General features: G+C 68.9%; 17 protein-coding genes and 2 pseudogenes. 11 read left to right on the forward strand and 8 right to left on the reverse strand.

Translation table 11 applies throughout. The features are described from left to right. Positions 1 to 94: 94 nt before the first annotated feature. Positions 95 to 985: a DUF7666 domain-containing protein gene (locus RV986_RS02290; RefSeq protein ID WP_475915756.1), complete on the forward strand. Its 891-nt coding sequence runs from the start codon at positions 95 to 97 to the stop codon at positions 983 to 985. A 99-nt stretch (positions 986 to 1084) separates the two neighbouring features. Here the strand turns inward: RV986_RS02290 and RV986_RS02295 are convergent. From RV986_RS02295 to RV986_RS02315, 5 genes and pseudogenes are all read right to left on the reverse strand, one after another. Next, positions 1085 to 1738: pseudogene (locus RV986_RS02295) on the reverse strand (transposase); the annotation flags it as partial. Between the two features lie 302 nt (positions 1739 to 2040). After that, positions 2041 to 2280, reverse strand: coding sequence for a pentapeptide repeat-containing protein (locus RV986_RS02300; protein WP_475915757.1), 240 nt, complete (start codon positions 2278 to 2280; stop codon positions 2041 to 2043). A gap of 55 nt (positions 2281 to 2335) precedes the next feature. Further along, positions 2336 to 2947, reverse strand: a complete 612-nt coding sequence (locus RV986_RS02305) for a hypothetical protein (protein WP_475915758.1) — start codon at positions 2945 to 2947, stop codon at positions 2336 to 2338. Between the two features lie 45 nt (positions 2948 to 2992). Further along, positions 2993 to 3139 (reverse strand): hypothetical protein, encoded by a 147-nt coding sequence (locus RV986_RS02310; protein WP_475915759.1) that lies wholly within the window; start codon positions 3137 to 3139, stop codon positions 2993 to 2995. Positions 3140 to 3221: 82 nt separating this feature from the next. Then, positions 3222 to 3842, reverse strand: a complete 621-nt coding sequence (locus RV986_RS02315) for a hypothetical protein (protein ID WP_475915760.1) — start codon at positions 3840 to 3842, stop codon at positions 3222 to 3224. A gap of 297 nt (positions 3843 to 4139) precedes the next feature. Between RV986_RS02315 and RV986_RS02320 the strand changes: the two genes are divergently transcribed. From RV986_RS02320 to RV986_RS02350, 7 genes and pseudogenes are all read left to right on the forward strand, one after another. After that, positions 4140 to 4922: a transposase family protein gene (locus RV986_RS02320; protein ID WP_475915761.1), complete on the forward strand. Its 783-nt coding sequence runs from the start codon at positions 4140 to 4142 to the stop codon at positions 4920 to 4922. A gap of 97 nt (positions 4923 to 5019) precedes the next feature. Then, on the forward strand, positions 5020 to 5739 hold the full coding sequence (locus tag RV986_RS02325; RefSeq protein WP_475915762.1) for a sigma-70 family RNA polymerase sigma factor: 720 nt from the start codon (positions 5020 to 5022) through the stop codon (positions 5737 to 5739). A 12-nt stretch (positions 5740 to 5751) separates the two neighbouring features. Next, positions 5752 to 6207: a DUF6069 family protein gene (locus tag RV986_RS02330; protein ID WP_475915763.1), complete on the forward strand. Its 456-nt coding sequence runs from the start codon at positions 5752 to 5754 to the stop codon at positions 6205 to 6207. A gap of 39 nt (positions 6208 to 6246) precedes the next feature. Beyond that, positions 6247 to 6854: pseudogene (locus RV986_RS02335) on the forward strand (NF041680 family putative transposase); the annotation flags it as partial. A gap of 116 nt (positions 6855 to 6970) precedes the next feature. Further along, positions 6971 to 7747 carry a thioesterase II family protein gene (locus RV986_RS02340; RefSeq protein WP_475915764.1) on the forward strand — a complete coding sequence of 259 codons (777 nt, stop codon included), beginning with the start codon at positions 6971 to 6973 and terminating at the stop codon, positions 7745 to 7747. Positions 7748 to 7881: 134 nt separating this feature from the next. Next, positions 7882 to 9234 carry a crotonyl-CoA carboxylase/reductase gene (gene ccrA, locus RV986_RS02345; RefSeq protein ID WP_475915765.1) on the forward strand — a complete coding sequence of 451 codons (1353 nt, stop codon included), beginning with the start codon at positions 7882 to 7884 and terminating at the stop codon, positions 9232 to 9234. A 130-nt stretch (positions 9235 to 9364) separates the two neighbouring features. Further along, positions 9365 to 10369 carry a 3-dehydroquinate synthase family protein gene (locus tag RV986_RS02350; protein ID WP_475915766.1) on the forward strand — a complete coding sequence of 335 codons (1005 nt, stop codon included), beginning with the start codon at positions 9365 to 9367 and terminating at the stop codon, positions 10367 to 10369. 73 nt (positions 10370 to 10442) lie between these two features. Here RV986_RS02350 and RV986_RS02355 read toward each other — a convergent pair whose 3' ends face one another. Continuing rightward, complete coding sequence (locus tag RV986_RS02355) at positions 10443 to 11321, reverse strand: ROK family protein (protein ID WP_475915767.1); 879 nt, start codon at positions 11319 to 11321, stop codon at positions 10443 to 10445. A gap of 91 nt (positions 11322 to 11412) precedes the next feature. Continuing rightward, on the reverse strand, positions 11413 to 11862 hold the full coding sequence (locus RV986_RS02360; RefSeq protein ID WP_475915768.1) for a type II 3-dehydroquinate dehydratase: 450 nt from the start codon (positions 11860 to 11862) through the stop codon (positions 11413 to 11415). Positions 11863 to 12073: 211 nt separating this feature from the next. On the opposite strand from RV986_RS02360, the gene RV986_RS02365 reads away from it, so the two are divergent. The 3 genes from RV986_RS02365 to RV986_RS02375 all read left to right on the forward strand — a co-directional run bounded on the left by RV986_RS02365 (position 12074) and on the right by RV986_RS02375 (position 15220). Beyond that, a complete protein-coding gene (locus tag RV986_RS02365) occupies positions 12074 to 13240 on the forward strand; it encodes a DegT/DnrJ/EryC1/StrS family aminotransferase (protein WP_475915769.1) in 1167 nt (388 codons plus the stop codon). After that, positions 13237 to 14391: a Gfo/Idh/MocA family protein gene (locus tag RV986_RS02370; protein WP_475915770.1), complete on the forward strand. Its 1155-nt coding sequence runs from the start codon at positions 13237 to 13239 to the stop codon at positions 14389 to 14391. The genes RV986_RS02365 and RV986_RS02370 overlap by 4 nt, the downstream gene beginning before the upstream one ends. 133 nt (positions 14392 to 14524) lie before the next feature. After that, positions 14525 to 15220, forward strand: coding sequence for an HAD-IA family hydrolase (locus RV986_RS02375; RefSeq protein ID WP_475915771.1), 696 nt, complete (start codon positions 14525 to 14527; stop codon positions 15218 to 15220). A 62-nt stretch (positions 15221 to 15282) separates the two neighbouring features. On the opposite strand, the gene RV986_RS02380 is transcribed toward RV986_RS02375, so the two are convergent. After that, a complete protein-coding gene (locus tag RV986_RS02380; protein ID WP_475915772.1) occupies positions 15283 to 16470 on the reverse strand; it encodes a cytochrome P450 in 1188 nt (395 codons plus the stop codon). Positions 16471 to 16503 lie beyond the last annotated feature (33 nt).

Here is a 16503-nt window from a genome sequence, read left to right on the forward strand (position 1 = left end):
CGCTGCCGCGAGTGCCATACCTGGACCCGCGATCAGGGCTCCCGAGGGGAACTTCCCCTGCCCGTACTAATTTTTCCAGCACAGGAGGAACGCGGTGGAGACCATCGAGTGCTACCGATTCGTACAGGACGACCTGACCTCGGCGAACGGAGACGTGTCCTGGCGTATCGGAGAATGGAACCAGGCGAGCGGGACCATCCGCTGCTGTTCGAACGGGCTGCACGCGTCGTTGACGCCAAGGGACTCCCTGCGCAATGTGTACGGACGGCGCTGGTTCATCGCCGAAGCAAGGGGCGAGATTTCTCGGCAGGCTAATAAGTTCGCGGCGAGCGAGATGAGGCTCGTGGAAGAGATTCCGGTAGCTGTTCTACGGCGTTTCGCAGTCAGGTGCGCGAAGGACGGTCTCGACTATCTGGAACAGCGACACCCCCTCGACGCTCGGGCACGCCAGTGCCTCCAGGCCGCGGAAGACCATCTTGACGGAAAGCTCGGTGAAGAGGACCTGCTCGAAGCACGCCGGGCCGCAGGTGGTGCCGTCGCCTCCGGTGCGCCCGCCGGCGCAGACACGGGACGCGCCGTAGCTGCCACGATCGCCGCGTCTTGCGCCGCCAACGGGGACGCCGCCTCGTGGTCAGCTGCCGCTGCGGCAGCTGCGTACGCGGCTCATGTCGCCGCGGATGCCATCGAGGCGGCCGAGGCTCTCGTGGCCACGTACGCAGCGGTGCACAATGTCGCGGCAGGCATCGCGGCCACGCACTGCGCTGATCATGCGGCCGCCGCTGCACACACAGCTGCCGCGGCGGGTGCTGGCGCGCATGCCGCAGCCGTTGCCGCGGCTCGCGGCACCTACGCGGCCGATACTGCCTCTGACCCCTACTTCGCAGCCTTCTCGGAGTTTTCCGCGCACCCTGCCGATACTCATTACCTGGCTCAGAATGCCGCGCTTCTCGAGTTGATCAGCGATTCGACAGTAGAACGCGCGTGATCGGCGCCAGCCTGGGTTGACTCAGAGGAAACATCCTTGAGGGCGACCAACTGTTCGTGCTGTCCCGTCACTTGTCCCGTAACTGATCTCCGAGTCGGTGCGGGCGAAGGTGTGCTCGACGCGGGCCCGGACCTTGTGGTGGGAGGTGTTGTGCTCCTCCTTCCAGGCAGGGAGTTCGCTCTGCCCGCGCTCGCGTCGGTGCGGGATGATCAGGCCGGTGCCGCGATACCCGCCGTCGGCGATCACCATGGCCCTACCCACTGCCGCCCTGACGCCGGACAGCTCCCATGCCTTGCAGTCGTTGCGGTTGCCGGGCAGGGGGCGTCCGACTACAACGACGAGGCAGGTGTCGGCATCGATGACGACCTGATGATTGGTGCAGTAGCGATAATTCTTGGACTGTTCGGCAACCTCGTGGTCACGGGTGGGCACAAGAGTGCCGTCCACGATGAGCACGGTGTCGGAGCGGAATCGTGTGCGGGGCCGGAGCGCGAGCAATGGCCCGAGATGGTCGATGGTGCGATCCACGGCCGACTTGGACACCCCGAACAGCAGGGCGAGCCGGCGCATCGTCAAGTTCGTGCGCCAGTACGCCGCGACCAGCATCACCCGGTCCTCCAACGGCAGACCCCACGGCCGACCTCGCCGTGCCGCGTCAGCTCCCTGCCCCGCTCCGGCAGCCACCAGTATCGGACGGCGCCATGTCGGCTTCCCGGATTCCGCACAGCGTCCTGTCAAAGAAACCAAAGGCATGGGAGACGCTGACAGGAAGACCATCTGCGGCGGCCCTTCTCCCAGCACATCTCCACGGGCCGGTATGGCGGCCGTGAGGTCTCGAACCACTCGCCACCCACATGGGTGGCGGCATAGCACCAGCGACGAGAGAACCTGCTCACCGGGGCAGGTCGTGGGAGGACTGTGGGCGCCGCGGTGGTGCGTCGCCCCGGGCCGTGACGAGGCCAGCGGCCGCGGCGTCGAATCCTGTCGGCCACATCGTGGTAGCGCCACCCACTGTGCCCGCCAGGCTGGCCGTGGCAAGGTCAGTACCAGTCAGGTCAGCGCCGCAGATCGGCCAGTTCACATCGCGCACCTTTGACCACCGCACCCGTCAGATCGGCGCCGATCAGGCCCGCGTCGGAGAGAACGAAGTAGTGCAGGTCGGCGTCGGCAAGGTTGGCGAAGGGCAGCCCACCCCGCCGAAAGTCGATCCGGTCCAGGGACAGTTCCTGATGGCGTGGCGTCGGCGCCCGGCGGCCGAGCATCGTCATCGCCGCCTGTCGGTCGGGGGACCGCATGGAAAGCGGTTCTTCCCCGCCGTGGGTGCGGGCCAGTTCGACTTTGTGCGCCTCATCACGGGGGACCGGCCGCTCGCATGAGGGGAGTTGCCAGTCTGTTGCGCTTCACGAAAGAGCACAGCACCTCCGCGATCGGCCGGCGGTCGTCCGGCGAGTCATGGGCGATGCGTTCGAGGGCGAAGATCGCGCCGATTCGTACTTGCGGGCTGGTGCTGCCCAACTGCTCCACGGCTGCCATGAAGCGCTGGGTGATCTGTCCTTGGCGACTGACATCCGACTGCCGCCAGGTGAAGAACGCACCGACCAGCAGGGCTATGCCCGCCAGGCACTGCAACACCGTGGTGCGAATGTCGTTGACCGCCTTCGCCCGGTCCGCGGCGGGTGTCGAGGGAGCGTCCCAGCTCAGTAGGTACCAGAGTGCTACCACGGTGACGAAGGCGACCAGCGCTACGCTGCCGCACGCTGCGGCGAGGCCCGTCGCCCATGACCGGCCGGCACGTCGCGTCGCGTCGCGTCGCGTCGCGGGAAGTATCTCCTCGCGTACAGGATGCCCGGGCAGAACCCTCTGCCCCCTCGACGACCAGGCCATCCCCCACCACTTCCTGCCAACGCTCGCCGCAAAGACAGAAGGATGCGTCTCAGCAGCCGTCTTCAAACGCTCGTACACAACCTCGCCTGGAACTGGAAGGCGGCGGGTTGAAGAAACGGGCACTTACGGGTTCATAGGGCCACAGCCGGCGTCGTCGGGCAGACCCGTGACCAGCTCCGCGAACGCATCCGCCGCGAAATACGAACGCCCGATCCAGCACTCCGAGTCGCTGATCATCTTGGCCGCGATCACGCTGATGACCAGGCGCATCGTTCGCCGCCAATCCCGTCGGAAGAGGCAGGGACCACCCCGCGAGACCCAGCGGGACTGATCGTTCTCAAGGTGCTCGTCATCACCTCAGACCGGTCCGGCCCGAAGCCGGGCAGACGTGATTCGCGAACCGGCGTCTTGCCGCCTCGTACTGCTCCCGCACGTAGTCCTCGCGGAAGTAGGCGGCCCGGGGGAACTCCTCCGTGTGACCACATTTCGTGCAGACCAGGTCCGGCAGGTCGTGCGGAGGGGGCGAGGCTGTTACCGAATGTTTGGCGTTGGTCACGGGGAAACCGTAGCCGTGACCGCTGATGCCTACCTCATCCGATGCGGCCATCCCGAACACCAACCCGAGGATAGGACCCGCGATCACAAGCATGACTCCCCCACCAATAATGGCGCCGCTGCATAAGACCACAACTCCCGCTGCAAGGGTGCCGAGACCGCCCCAGGCCAACGCCCGCCAGCGCGCCTGCCGTCGTCCGGCACCCGTGACGCTGTACACGGTGAAGGTCAGCTCCTTGCCGCACACCCCGCAGCGCACCGATCGCCGGGCCGCCGGGAGCCCGTCGTCGGGCCGCACGATCTTCCACGGCGTGCTCTCGTAGTCCCACGCCACGGTGGACGGGCCTGCCGGGCGCCCCCAGAAGTTCATCCGATGGGAGACGGTCCCCTGCTGTTTCTGCGCGACCTTCGTCGGCATACCAGAACTCCCTTCGATGCACGGACAGTTACCAGCCGATGGCTACATCCTCCCGACGTCGGGATCAAGTGGTCAATGAGTCGGGGTCCAGCCCCCAGCCGTCACTTCCCTCCACCAGGCTCAACGACCTGGGCTGAGGATCAGAAGCAGGTTCTGACGCCGATGGGCCCCGTTCATTGAGCCATTTCCAACCTGATGGTGCAGGTCAGTGGCGTGGTGAAGGTCGGTAGCCGGGTCAGGCGAGGCTCCCGGTAAGACAAGCAATCGACCAAGAAAGATGCCCTACCGGGAGCCTCGTTGCTGCCTTACCCCGCCTCGATCCCCCTGTCCACCCGATCGCTGAACCACCCCGCCGACCTGATCCGCACCCACCGCCACCAGCGACGATCCCGCTGGCGCCGACTCGACCCCGGCCGGCAGGCCCTGCTCGCCCTGGCCCACCTGCGCAACGGCGACACCCTCACCCGCCTGGCCGCCGGATTCCAGGTCGGGGTTGCCACCGCCTGGCGCCATATCCGCGAGGCGATCACCTTGCTCGCCGCGACCGCCAACGACCTGCACCAGGCGATGACCAGGATCCAGCTGCCGGCCTACGTCATCCTCGACGGCACGCTGATCCCGATCGACCGCGTGCACGATCAGAAGCCGTACTACTCCGGAAAACACCGACGGCACCGGATGAACGTGCAGGTAATCGCGGATGCGGCCGGACGCCTCGGCTGGGCGTCGGCGGCACTTCCCGGCTCGGCACACGACCTGACTGCTGCGCGAACCCACGGCATCATCGCCGCGTTGACCAACGCTGACGTGATGACCTTCGCGGACAAGGCGTATCAAGGCGCCGGCGGTTCCGTGCGTATCCCGTTCAAGCGGCACCGCTACCGGCCGAAGCTGTCGCGCCGGCAGAAGGCCGTGCACAAAGCCCACGCCCGGATCCGCTGCCGCGGCGAACGCGCCGTCGCCACCCTCAAGACCTGGAACATCCTGACCAAGCTGCGCTGCAGCCCCTCCCGGACGACCGCAATGGTGCAGGCCATTCTCGTTCTCCACCACGTCGAGAACCCGACCTACCAAGGATGAGAAGCGCTCAGCCATGCCGACCGACCCTGGTGATGAGTTTTCGCGCCCGCACCCGTCACACCTACGACGGGACACGACCAGGCGGAAGGATGACGTGATGAGTGCGGACACGCGACTGGAGGAGCTGGGCGTGAGCGGGCTGGGCGAGGTCGACGAGCCGGCGTTCTCGGGGCTGGCGGAGCGGCACCGGCGGGAGCTGCACGTGCACTGCTACCGGATGCTCGGGTCGTTCGAGGACGCCGAGGACACCGTGCAGGAAACGTTCCTCCGTGCCTGGCGGCGGCGGGAGACCTTCGAGGGGCGGTCGACGTTCCGGGCCTGGCTGTACCGGATCGCCACCAACGCCTGCCTGGACCTGCTCGCCAAGTGCCGCCCGGAGCCTGCGACCGGCGGCGAGGTGCTGTGGCTGCAGCCCTACCCGGACCGGCTGCTCGACGAGCTGCCCGCGGGCGACGCGGACGAGCCGGAGACCGTCGCCGTCGCGCGGGAGACGATCGAGCTGGCGTACCTGGTCGCAGTCCAGCACCTCGCGCCGCGCCCGCGGGCCGTGCTGATCCTGCGGGACGTGCTCGGCTGGCCGGCGAAGGACGTCGCGGAGCTCCTCGGGGACTCCGTCAACTCCGTGACGGTACAGCTGGAGCTGCACGACGGCGAGCCCGGGCCGGTCCTCGGACGCGACGCCGGGTTCTGGCTCCGCGGCACCGGCGTCCGCGCCCTGCGGAACCCCGGCCGTCGCACGGCGAGAGTGCGCATCGTCACCCCCAGGGCCAGGACCGTCACATGCCAGTCAACACCCCGTACACCAGTTACCGAATGATGGAGGAACGGCATGAACAGCATGAATGACACCGGGGTCGTCGCAGGCCCGGCATCGGGCCGGACCAGCCACACCCACCGACTCCGCAGGCTCGCCGGCACCGGCTTCATTGCCACGCTCGCAGCGATGGTGGCCACCACCCTCGCCGCGGCGCTTGCCCAGGCCGTCGGCGTCGACTTCGAGGTCCCCGATGGTGGCGAGACGATCCCGTTGTCCGGGTTCGCCGTGGTGACCGGCTTCTTCTCGGTCGTGGGCATCGTCATTGCCGTCGCTCTTCTTCGTTGGAGCGCTCGCCCCGCCCAGCGATTCGTGTGGACGGCAGTGGCGCTGACCGCGATCTCGTTGGTCCCGCCCCTCCTCTCCGGGGCAAACACCGCCACCACCACCGCCCTCCTCGGGCTACACCTCGTCCCTGCGACGGTGATGATCCCCACCCTGGCGCGGAGCCTCCGCACCCGGACCGATTGACGATCCCGCAACGGGACAATGCGCGGCGCAAGGGCGTGCGCGAGCGCACTGACGTGGCCCCCGGTGCTGCCACCCCCCATTCCAGGTTCCTTTTCTTGGTCAGGCGAATTGCCGGTGATCGAGGGCACTGTCATCCGCCTTCGGATCGACCACCTTCGCGGAGACCTCAATCCCCGGCCCATCTGGCTGTGGTGGTCAGCCACCGGTGCCACCGCCGAAGACGTGGACGGGCTCTGGCAAGCCTTCCTGCGCAGATTCGACCTGGAACACACACCTTCAGAATGATCAAGCAGACGCTGGGACGGACGACTCCCCAACTCCGCGGGCCGGGCGCCGCCGACCGCTGGACCTGGCTGATCATCGCCGCTCACACGCAACTCCGCCTTGCCCGGCCCCTCGCAGAAGACCTCCGCAAACCCCGGGAACGGCCCGCATGCCAAGGACGCCTCACCCCTGCACGTGTCCGTCGAGGATTTCGCCGCCTCCACGGCAAGGCTCCTCAGCCAGCCAGTGCACCGAAACTCAGCACTGCGGGCCCCGGCCGGCCAACCGGCCCGAAGAACAAGCAGCGTGCACGCCAGCACCCCGTCAGGAAACAGGACAAACCGAATCTCACAGTCACCGTCACAAGCGGCAGAGCTGCATAAACGCCAAGCTTAGGGGGGTGCTAGGGGTGTGAGCGTCCCCCCTCCACGGGTGAGACTGCTACGGCGTACGTCACCGTTTCCCCTGTGGTTCCCACTGGAAAGGCTCTCCCAGCGACATGGTCACGTCGGCCAAACACGACAGTTTGTGGATACGTCGTTACCACCCCCGTCCGCACGGCGACGTCAGGCTGGTCTGCCTGCCGCACGCGGGCGGCTCGGCCACCTTCTTCTACCCGCTCTCCTCGGCGATGCCGGCTTCGGTCGACGTCTTGGCTCTCCAGTATCCGGGGCGACAGGATCGTCGCGCGGAACCATGTCTGACCAGCGTCGCCGAGCTCGCGGACCAGGCCGCGGCGGCGTTGGTGCCCTGGGCAGACCGGCCGCTGCTGTTCTTCGGGCACAGTTTGGGCGCGACCCTCGGCTTCGAGGTGGCGCGGAGGCTGGAGCGCGACCATGGCGTCGTGCTGGCCGGTCTGTTCGTCTCCGCCCGGCGCGCCCCGTCCCGCACGCTCTGGGAGACCGTGCACCAGCGCAGCGACGCCGGCATCATCGAGGAGATGCTCAGGCTGAACGGTACGGACGCGGGGCTCCTGACCGATCCGGACGTGCTGAGCATGGTGCTCCCCGCGATCCGCGCGGACTACCAGGCCGCCGAGACGTACGAGTACGAGCCGGGGCCGAAGCTGCGGTGCCCCGTGGTGTGCCTGGTGGGCGACGACGACCCCAAGGTCGATCCGGACGAGGCCCGCGTCTGGTCCGAGCACACGGAAGGGTCTTTCGAGCTCAGGGTCTTCACCGGCGGACATTTCTATCTGTCGTCCCATCAGGCGGCAATCGTGGATCTGATCGCTCAGCGGGCGGGGGCGGTGGGCGCCCCGAGTGACCGACCGTGATTTCCGTCTGACCGCGACCGCCTCAGCCCGCCCACCCCCTAAGCACCCCCTGCCCTTTCTTACAGGGGTACCCCTTAACAAGCCCACGGGGACTGGGGTTCACGCGGTGGCAGTGGCACTTTAGGGTTCGGGACGTGGACGAAATAACCAGCGCGATCCTTACCGAGGGCGTATCCCGGCAGGACTGGCTCGGTGTACGTCTTCCCGAATTCGCTCGCGGCATCGTCATCCGGAAAGACGAGACCGACATATTCGAAGGCATGGCATCGGCCGAGAAGGATCCACGGAAGTCGCTCCATCTCGTGGAGGTACCCGTTCCCTCGCCCGGCCCGGGCGAAGCCCTGGTGGCCGTCATGGCCTCCTCGGTCAACTACAACACCGTGTGGTCGGCCATCTTCGAGCCGGTGGCGACCTTCGGCTTCCTTGAGCGCTACGGCAGACTGTCCCCGCTGGCCAAGCGCCATGACCTGCCGTACCACGTCATCGGCTCCGACCTCGCGGGCGTGGTGCTGCGCACCGGTCCCGGGGTGAATTCTTGGCAGCCCGGTGACGAGGTCGTCGCGCACTGCCTGTCGGTGGAGCTGGAGTCCTCCGACGGTCACAACGACACGATGCTCGACCCTGAGCAGCGCATCTGGGGTTTCGAGACCAACTTCGGCGGTCTGGCGGAGATCGCGCTGGTGAAGTCCAACCAGCTGATGCCCAAGCCCGGTCACCTCAGCTGGGAGGAGGCCGCCGCGCCCGGTCTGGTCAACTCCACCGCCTACCGCCAGCTCGTCTCCCGCAACGGCGCGGGGATGAAGCAGGGCGACAACGTGCTGATCTGGGGTGCCTCCGGCGGCCTGGGCTCCTACGCCACCCAGTTCGCGCTGGCCGGCGGCGCCACTCCCGTCTGCGTCGTCTCCAGCGAACGCAAGGCAGCCATCTGCCGCAGCATGGGCGCCGAACTGATCATCGACCGCAGTGCGGAGGACTACCGCTTCTGGAAGGACGCCCACACCCAGGACTCCAGGGAGTGGAAGCGCTTCGGCAAGCGCATCCGCGAACTGACCGGCGGCGAGGACGTCGACATCGTCTTCGAGCACCCCGGCCGGGAGACCTTCGGCGCCTCCGTCTACGTCACCCGCAAGGGCGGCACCGTCGTCACCTGCGCCTCCACCACCGGCTACGAGCACACCTACGACAACCGCTACCTGTGGATGTCACTGAAGCGGATCATCGGCTCCCACTTCGCCAACTACCGCGAGGCCTGGGAAGCCAACCGGCTCATCGTCAAGGGCAAGATCCACCCCACCCTCTCCAGGGTCTACCCCCTCAAAGACACCGGCCAGGCCGCCTACGACGTCCACCGCAACCTCCACCAGGGCAAGATCGGCGTCCTCTGCCTCGCCCCCGAGGAAGGCCTGGGCGTACGCGACGAGGAAATGCGCGCCCGGCACATCGACGCCATCAACCGCTTCCGGGTCCCGAGGGAACAGGAGGGATGACGGAACGCCTCGCCACGATCGGCATGGACGTTCGACCGTCAGGTCAGCAGGATGTCGGACAGGGAAGGACGGGCAGCGCATGACGGCGTCGGCTCAACCGGTTCAACAGGCTCAACCGCACAGCCGCGTCATGGTGGAACTCGGCGACCGTTCCTATCCCGTCGACATCGGGCCGGGTGTCCGGCACACGCTGTCCGGGGTGCTCGCGGAGCTCGGCGCGCGGCGGGTGGTGGTGGTCTCCGCCCGGCCGGACGACTGGCTGCCCGACCCGGGCGTCCCCTCGGCCGTACTGCGCGCCCGTGACGGCGAGGCGCACAAAACGCTGTCCACGGTGGAGACACTGTGCCGTGAGTTCGTCCGTTTCGGGCTGACCCGCACCGATGCCGTCGTCTCCTGCGGTGGCGGGACCACCACCGATGTCGTCGGTCTGGCCGCTGCGCTGTACCACCGTGGCGTGCCCGTGGTGCATCTGCCGACCTCGCTGCTGGCCCAGGTGGACGCCGGCGTGGGCGGGAAGACGGCGGTGAACCTTCCCGAGGGCAAAAACCTGGTGGGAGCCTACTGGCAGCCGGCCGCCGTGCTGTGCGACACCGACTATCTGCAGACGCTCCCGCCACGGGAGATGCTCAACGGCTACGGGGAGATCGCCCGCTGCCACTTCATCGGCGCCGGCGATCTGCGCGGGCTGCCCCTGCCGCAGCAGATCGCGGCGAGCGTGGCGCTGAAGGCGTCGGTGGTCTCCGCGGACGAGCGGGACTCGGGGCTGCGTCATGTGCTCAACTACGGACACACCCTGGGCCATGCGCTGGAGATCGTGACCGACTTCGAGCTGCGGCACGGTGAGGGAGTGGCGATCGGTACGGTCTTCGCCGGGCGTCTCGCACTGGCCCTGGGCCGGATCGACGAGGCACGGACGGCCGAACACCTGGAGGTGGTGCGCGGTTACGGACTGCCGTGCGCGCTGCCCGCCGATGCCGATCCGGAGCGTCTGATCGAGGTGATGCGGCTGGACAAGAAGGCGACGCGCGGGCTCACCTTCGTCCTGGACGGTCCCGACGGTCCGGAACTGGTCTCCGGCGTGGCGCAGGAGACGGTCGCCACGACGCTGGCAGGCATGGACCGGGCCACCGTGTAACGCCGGTGCGGATGGGGCCGGTTGCGCAACCGGGGCCAGTGGCCGGGGCAGGCCGTGCGGGTGCGGGTGCGGGTCAGCCCGGCAGTCCCTTGGCCAGCAGGACGGCGCCGTGCAATGAGGACAGTCCGCCCAGTCGGGCGGGCCGGACCGGTGGCAGCGGATGGCCCGGGCGTTCCAGCGCCGTCGTCCGCTCGGCCACCGTCGCCACGAAGTCAGGCATCGCCGCGGCGAACCCTCCGCCGATCAACACCAGTGAGGGATGGAACAGTTCGCACACGCCGGTCACGGCCGCGGCCAGGGCCGCGCAGCTCTCCCGCAGCGACGTCACGGCCCACGGCTGCCCGTCGAGCGCGGCGTCCCGCAGCGCGGTGAAGGTCACCTCTGCGCCCCGCCGCCGCGCCGCCCGGCGCAGGGTCGCCGGGCCCGAGGCCACCGCCTGGACGCAGCCGCGCCGCCCGCAGTCGCACAGCGGTCCCGCACGGTCCACGATGAGGTGGCCGGCCTCGCAGGAACCGCGGCCCAGGCCGGGCAGGGGTTTGCCGTCCAGCACGATGCCGCCGCCGACACCGGTGCCGACGCCGAGGTAGAACAGGTCGCGGCAGCCGGCTTCGTGGGCTTCGGCGAGGGCGGCCACATCACCGTCGTCCGCGCAGCTCACCTCGACGTCGTCGAAGAGGGCGGACAGTGTGGCGCGCAGGTCCACTCCGGCCCAGCCGGGGCGGCCGGGCCAGGCGGTGACCGTGCCGGCGGCGTCGAGGGTGGCGGGCATCGCCACTCCCACGCCGCTGAGCCGCTCGGGGCGGTCGGCGCACAGCTTCCTGACGTGCTGCGCCAGCAGGTCCAGGTCGCGGGCGGCGTCGCCGGGCGGCGTGGCCCGCGTACCGTCCGGCTCGGACCAGCGGAAGGAGCATTCACTGATGCTCAGGTCGTCGTGTTCGACGCGCAGCGCCACTTTGGTGCCGCCGACGTCGATGCCCAGATGACTGATGGTCGCCTCCCGGCTCGTCGGCCTTCGAGGACTGTGGTGACGGCGGTGCGGGCGCTCAGTCCGGCACCTTTTCGAGCAGGGCGCGTGCGGCAAGCCGGTAACCCAGTGCCCCGAGCCCGAAGATGACGCCTGCGGCCAGCGGCCCGGTCACCGACTCGTGCCGAAACTGCTCGCGCGCCCAGACATTCGACAGATGTACTTCTATCCATGGCCGCGGATAGTTCGCCAGCGCGTCCCGAAGCCCCCATCCGGCCATCATGAGCGCGGCGGGATTGATGATGGCGCCGACGGTGTCGTAGTTCCCCTGAATGGTCTGGATGATCTCCGCCTCGCCGTCGAACTGGTGGGAATCCACTTTCCAGCCGCGCTCCGCGACCTCTTCTTCGATCCAGCGCTCGATGTCCTGCAGCGTATCCGTGCCGTAGATCTCGGGCTGTCGCCTGCCGAGTATGCCGAGATTCGGTCCGTTCACCAACAACAGCCTGTTCAATGCGCACCTCACCATGTGGGGTCGGCTGAATTACAGCGGGTCGTCACGGAGTTGCCATTTAAGCACGGGGTCCGCGGGAACGGCACGAGAGATTGCCCGGCAGCGGTTTTGAGGGGGTTGTAGGGGTGCCTTGAGGGGGAATGACGTTTCCGCCGTCGGCCAGTTAGCGTGCTATTGCGTCCGTTGAGGACCTGTCTCCATAACGCGTAAAGGGAGTAGGGAATTCATGAGCAATGGTGTGCGACTGGCATCCGAACTGCCCGCATGGCCGCAGTACGGCGACGAGGAGCGCGAGGCCCTGATACGGGCCCTGGAGCAGGGACAGTGGTGGCGCATCGGGGGCGGTGAAGTGGACGCCTTCGAGGCGGAGTTCGCCGCGGCCCATGGCAGCGAGCACGCGCTGGCGGTCACCAACGGCACGCATGCGCTGGAACTGGCCCTCGAAGTGCTGGGCGTCGGCGCCGGCTCCGAGGTGATCGTCCCCGCGTTCACCTTCATCTCGTCCTCACAGGCCGCTCAGCGGCTGGGTGCGGTGGCCGTTCCCGTCGACGTGGACCCGGACACCTACTGCATCGATCCGTCGGCGGTGGAGGCGGCCATCGGCCCGAAGACCCGCGCGATCATGCCGGTGCACATGGCGGGCCAGATGTGCGACATGGACGCGTTGGGCAAGCTGTCCGCCGACTCGGGGGTGCCGCTGGTCCAGGACGCGGCCCACGCCCACGGTGCGCAGTGGCGCGGCAAGAAGGTCGGTGAGCTGGGCTCGGTCGCGACGTTCAGCTTCCAGAACGGCAAGCTGATGACCGCCGGTGAGGGCGGCGCCGTGCTCTTCCCCGACGCCGAGTTGTACGAGAAGGGCTTCGTCCGGCACAGCTGCGGACGTCCACGCACCGACCGCGGCTACTTCCACCGCACCTCCGGCTCCAACTTCCGGCTCAACGAGTTCTCCGCTTCCGTGCTGCGCGCCCAACTCGCCCGCCTGGACGAGCAGATCACCACGCGTGAGCGGCGCTGGCCGGTGCTGAGCCGGCTGCTCGCCGAGATCCCCGGTGTCGTACCGCAGGCGCGCGACGACCGCGGAGACCGCAATCCGCACTACATGGCGATGTTCCGGGTGCCGGGGATCGCCGAGGAGCGGCGCGCGAAGGTCGTCGACGTCCTCATCGAACGCGGGGTGCCCGCCTTCGTCGGCTTCCGCGCGGTCTACCGTACGGACGCCTTCTGGGAGGTCGCGGCGCCGGACACCACGGTGGACGAGCTCGCCCGCCGCTGCCCGCACTCCGAGGCGCTCACCCGCGACTGCATCTGGCTGCACCACCGGGTGCTGCTGGGCAGCGAGGAGCAGATGCACGAAGTGGCCGCCGTGGTCGCCGACGTGCTCGCGGACGCATGAGCGCCCCGTCCCTCCGGGAGGCGCCCGTCCGGACCGCCGTGGTGGGTCTGGGGTGGGCCGCCCGCTCGATCTGGCTGCCCCGCCTCCGCCGCGACCCCGCCTTCGCCCTGACCGCGGCGGTGGATCCCGACGAACGCGGCCGCGCGGCCGTCACCGAGGCGGAGGGGGCGGACCGGCTGCCGGTGCTGGCGACGGTTCGCGACCTCGACCCCGCCGAGGTGGATCTCGCGGTGGTCGCGGTGCCCAACCATCTGCACTGCGCGGTCGCCACCGAACTGCTGGCCAAGGGCATTTCGGTGTTCCTGGAGAAGCCGGTGTGCCTGACCTCCCAGGAGGCCGAGCGGCTGGCCGCCGCGGAGCGCTCGGGTGGCGCGGTGCTGCTGGCCGGCAGCGCGGCGCGCTACCGCGCGGATGTGCGCGGGCTGTACCGGCTCGCCGCCCGGCTGGGCCGCATCCGCCATGTCGAACTGGCCTGGGTGCGGGCGCACGGCGTACCCGACCGGGGCGGCTGGTTCACGCAGCGGTCGCTCGCGGGCGGCGGGGCGCTGGTCGACCTGGGCTGGCATCTGTTCGACATCGCCGTCCCCCTGCTCGGCACCGCCGCGTTCCGGCACGCCATCGGCACGGTGTCCGCCGACTTCATCACCCAACGGTCCTCCCGGGCCGCATGGCGGGGCAACGACGACGACGGCACGGTCCCGGGCGTCTCGGGCGGCACCGATGTCGAGGACACCGCGCGCGGCTTCCTCGTCACCGACGACGGCCGTTCCGTCGCTCTGCACGCGAGCTGGGCCTCGCACGAGGCGCTGGACACCACCCGGATCACGGTCGACGGCAGCGCGGGCAGCGCGACCTTGCGCTGCACCTTCGGATTCAGCCCCAACCGCGTCGAGGAGTCCACCCTCACCCGCACCGTCGACGGTACGACCTGGCCGGTGGCCGTGCCCACCGAACGGATCGGCGCCGAGTACGACCGGCAGCTCGGCATGCTTCCCGCGCTGCTGCGCGACCCGGCCGCGCAGGGCCGGGTGATCGAGGAGGTCCGCCGCACCATCGGCGCCATCGAACGGGTCTACGCCTCGGCCCGGACCACGGGAACCACCTGGACCACCGCGACCGCCCGGGAGGCCCAGGAGCCGGCACCGGCGTGACCGCACCGGCCGGCCGCCGCCCTCACCTGCTCCCCCGCTCTGCCCGTTCCGCCTGTCTCAACCGCCTTCACGGACCGCACCCGAGACCCGGGCCGGCGGTCCGCCGTACCGGCCCGCACCACGGGAGTACTGCATGAACAGCCATCCGATCAGTCACGGCAGCCCGCTCTCCGGAGCGGGTATGGCCCCGGTCACCTCGGTGGTCTTCGACCTCGACGGTGTGCTCGTCAACAGCTTCGCGGTGATGCGCGAGGCGTTCACCATCGCCTACGCCGAGGTCGTCGGCGACGGTGAGCCGCCCTTCGAGGAGTACAACCGGCATCTGGGCCGCTACTTCCCCGACATCATGCGGATCATGGGTCTCCCACTGGAGATGGAGACCCCGTTCGTCCGCGAGAGCTACCGGCTCGCCCACCTGGTGGAGATATTCGACGGCGTACCCGAGCTGCTGGCGGAGCTGCGCCACCGCGGGCTGCGGCTCGCCGTGGCCACCGGCAAGAGCGGACCGCGGGCGCGGTCGCTGCTGGACACGCTGGGCATCCACGGGTACTTCGACGTGGTCCTCGGCTCGGACGAGGTGGCCCGGCCCAAGCCCGCGCCGGACATCGTGCTGAAGGCGATGGAGTCGATGAGCGCCGACCCCGACCGGACCGTGATGGTCGGGGACGCGGTCACCGACCTGGCCAGCGCGCGGGGAGCGGGCATCACCGCCGTGGCCGCGATGTGGGGTGAGACGGATCAGGAGACGCTGCTCGCGGCGGAGCCCGACGTGGTCCTGCACAAGCCGGCCGAACTGCTGTCGCTGTGCCCGGTGGTGACGGCCCCGTAGCCTCCGCTCCGCACCCGGTTCGCCTCACCGCCGTCTCCCGGCGGTGAGGCGAACCGCCGGCCCTACCGGGCCTCGACCTCGACGGGGAGCGCCGCCAGCGAGCGGATGAACGGGTTCTTGCTGGGGCTGATCTCGGAGGCGGGAACGCTCAGCCGGAGGTCGGGGAACCTCCGGATCAGGCTCTCCAGGGCGATCTGCCCCTCCACCCTGGCCAGCGGCGCACCGATGCAGTAGTGGATGCCGTGGCCGAACTGCAGATGCGCGGCGGATTCCCTCGTCAGATCCAGCCGCTCGCCGTCGGTGAAGTGCTCCGGGTCGGAGTGTGCGGCGCCCATGTCCAGAAGTACCTGGTCACCGGCGCGTATCAGTACGGAGCCGATCTCCACGTCCTCGTTGGCGAACCGTGCGACCAGGATGCCCGGCCCGGCGTGCCGGAGCAGTTCGTCCAGGCCGCGCCCGGACAACTGCTCCGGGTCCTTACGCAGCAGCTCCATCTGGTCCGGCCGGGACAGCAGGGAGAACACCGCGTAGCTGATGAAGCTGCCGGTCAGCTCGTACCCGGCGATCAGCATCATCCGGGCGGTGGCGACCACCTCACGGTGGCTGAGCCGGTCCTCCTCGTGTGCGGACATCAGATCACTGATCAGGTCGTCCTTCGGGTCCTTCCGCCTGGTCTCGGCGAGGTCCTCCATGTACGACCACAGTTTGGCCGAGGCGTCCTGGGAGCGTGCGGCGGTGTCCGGGTCCAGCGGGGGCGTGAGCATCAGGTCGGCCCACTGGTGGAACTCGGTCCGGTCGGCGATGGGCACACCGAGGAGTTCGCAGATGACCTGCATGGGCAGCGGAATGGCCAGCGCGGTGACGAGATCCGCCCGGCCGTCGGCCGCGATCCCGTCCAGCAAGGTGTCGGTGATCTCCTGGACCCTCGGCCGCAGACTCTCCACCCGACGCGCCGTGAACGCCTTGGACAGCAGCCGACGCAGCCGGGTGTGCTGGGGCGGATTGGTGCCGGCCAGCGTGTCCTCGAACAGTCCGCTCACCGGCGTCGTCTGCCCCTGGGAGGCGGCGTAGGCGGCGGCCGGGCTCATACTGGGGTGTCCGAGGCAGTCCCGGACCTCCTCGTACCGGGAGACCAGCCACGCCGTCGTACCGTGCATCGTGATCTGCCGCGGCGGTCCGTGCTTGCGCAACTCCTCCGCGACGGTCTGCGGGTCGAGGATACGCATCTCTTCTTCGGGGGTGTCAGCCATGGTGGTAGCCGTTCTCCTTCTGCGATGCTCTGC

It is taken from the genome of Streptomyces sp. RLA012 (assembly GCF_056270325.1).

Bases quoted from the DNA above. Each gene is read 5' to 3' on its own strand.
- RV986_RS02300 (WP_475915757.1), bottom strand. From the start codon at position 2,280: ATGCGGTCCCCCGACCGACAGGCGGCGATGACGATGCTCGGCCGCCGG.
- RV986_RS02310 (WP_475915759.1), bottom strand. From the start codon at position 3,139: ATGCGCCTGGTCATCAGCGTGATCGCGGCCAAGATGATCAGCGACTCG.
- RV986_RS02315 (WP_475915760.1), bottom strand. From the start codon at position 3,842: ATGCCGACGAAGGTCGCGCAGAAACAGCAGGGGACCGTCTCCCATCGG.
- RV986_RS02325 (WP_475915762.1), top strand. From the start codon at position 5,020: ATGAGTGCGGACACGCGACTGGAGGAGCTGGGCGTGAGCGGGCTGGGC.
- RV986_RS02330 (WP_475915763.1), top strand. From the start codon at position 5,752: ATGAACAGCATGAATGACACCGGGGTCGTCGCAGGCCCGGCATCGGGC.
- RV986_RS02340 (WP_475915764.1), top strand. From the start codon at position 6,971: ATGGTCACGTCGGCCAAACACGACAGTTTGTGGATACGTCGTTACCAC.
- RV986_RS02350 (WP_475915766.1), top strand. From the start codon at position 9,365: ATGGTGGAACTCGGCGACCGTTCCTATCCCGTCGACATCGGGCCGGGT.
- RV986_RS02360 (WP_475915768.1), bottom strand. From the start codon at position 11,862: ATGGTGAGGTGCGCATTGAACAGGCTGTTGTTGGTGAACGGACCGAAT.
- RV986_RS02365 (WP_475915769.1), top strand. From the start codon at position 12,074: ATGAGCAATGGTGTGCGACTGGCATCCGAACTGCCCGCATGGCCGCAG.
- RV986_RS02370 (WP_475915770.1), top strand. From the start codon at position 13,237: ATGAGCGCCCCGTCCCTCCGGGAGGCGCCCGTCCGGACCGCCGTGGTG.
- RV986_RS02375 (WP_475915771.1), top strand. From the start codon at position 14,525: ATGAACAGCCATCCGATCAGTCACGGCAGCCCGCTCTCCGGAGCGGGT.
- RV986_RS02380 (WP_475915772.1), bottom strand. From the start codon at position 16,470: ATGGCTGACACCCCCGAAGAAGAGATGCGTATCCTCGACCCGCAGACC.